Source organism: Monashia sp. HAY1-5C (genome assembly GCF_056755255.1).
Window position 1 is genome coordinate 1 of the sequence record NZ_JBPGXG010000556.1, and the last position, 252, is coordinate 252.

At 58.3% G+C, this 252-nt stretch carries 1 pseudogene; it reads left to right on the forward strand.

Going from position 1 to position 252, the window contains the following annotated elements:
• Positions 1-252, forward strand: a pseudogene (locus tag ACR9ZK_RS22755) (hypothetical protein); the annotation flags it as partial.

Sequence of the window (252 nt, forward strand, 5' to 3'; positions counted from 1 at the left end):
GTCATCGGTGGCTATTATTACGTCACCGGCGGACAGATCATGTCCACTGACAATGCCTATATCCAGGCTGACATGGTCGGCGTTTCCACCGACGTCTCCGGCATGGTGATATCGGTCGATGTGCATGAGAACGAGGTCGTGAAGAAGGGGCAGGTGCTTTTCCGCCTCAAGCCCGATTCGTTCCGTATCGCGCTCGAAGGCGCGCAGGCGCAGCTCGGCAACGCCAGAAACCAGATCCTGAACCTGCAGGCG